The 1,156-nt window shown below is 54.2% G+C and carries 1 protein-coding gene; it reads left to right on the top strand.

Annotated elements, in window-relative coordinates; translation table 11 throughout:
- Nucleotides 1–126: 126 nt before the first annotated feature.
- The coding region (locus BM299_RS18785) for a DDE-type integrase/transposase/recombinase (protein ID WP_092488085.1) at nt 127–1,156 on the top strand (1,030 nt) is incomplete at its 3' end.

The raw sequence follows: 1,156 nt of genomic DNA, 5'->3' as shown, positions 1-1,156 counted from the left end.
TGGCTAGCTAGAGTTGTCCGTCCGGTAGTAAATATAAATTCTTGGGTACATACCCGTTCTGCATTCCTGTCCACCACAGGCGGGAGATAAACTCATGCTAAAGCCTAAAAACGAGGAGGTTTTAGCATGAAGGACCAACAAAAAGCCGAAGAAATTGCCGCCCAGCGGATGCAGTTGATATCCCCGCTGCTAGCGGACGGGCTTGATGCGGCCAAAATTAGAGAACTCAAGAAAAACATCTGCCAACAGACCGGCCTGTCAGATCGCACGCTGCGCAGATACCTGGCCCAGTACCGAGCAAACGGCTTTGGGGGATTAAAACCTAAAGGCAAAGGTCGGCAAACCGAAGAAGCCATTCCATCAAATATCCTAACCCAGGCCATCTTGCTTCGTCGTGAGGTACCCAGTCGCAGCGTTGCCCAGATCATTCAGATCATGGAGTGGGAAGGGTTGGTCCAGAAAGGGCAGATTAAACGCAGCACCCTGCAGGAGAAGTTGGCCGAGAAAGGCTACAGCACAAGACAGATGCGGATGTACTCCGATGCCGGTGTCGCTGCACGGCGGTTCCAGAAGAAATACCGCAACCAGTTGTGGCATTCCGACATTAAGTATGGTCCTTACCTGCCCATCGGCAAAGACGGCACCCCAAAGCAGGTTTACCTGGTCACCTTCATCGACGATGCCACCCGCTTTGTGCTGCACGGCGAGTTCTACCCCACCCTGGACCAGGTCATTGTGGAAGACTGTTTCCGCAAAGCGATCCACAAATACGGGGTGCCCGAAGCAGTGTACTTCGACAATGGCCGCCAGTACCGCACCAAATGGATGCAGCGCACCTGCAGCAAACTGGGCACCCGGCTGGTATTCGCCAAGCCCAAATCGCCGGAGGCCACCGGCAAGGTGGAAAGGTTTAACCGGGTGGTGGATGCTTTTTTAAGTGAGGCCAGGCTGGAAAAACCACAGTCCCTGGATAAGCTAAACGAACTGTTCGGGGTCTGGCTGGAGGAATGCTACCAGAACAAGCCGCACTCCGGGTTAGATGGTAACACCAGCCCGCAAGCCGCCTACCGGAGCGACAGTAAGGCACTGAAGTACCTGGACCCCCAAACCATCGCCAACGCTTTTTTGCACTGCGAAGAACGGAAAGTGGACAAAG

This window comes from Desulfoscipio geothermicus DSM 3669 (assembly GCF_900115975.1).
GTDB lineage: Bacteria > Bacillota > Desulfotomaculia > Desulfotomaculales > Desulfallaceae > Desulfoscipio > Desulfoscipio geothermicus.
The sequence above is the reverse complement of the archived record's forward strand: the minus strand, read 5'-3'. Positions and strand labels throughout refer to the sequence as shown.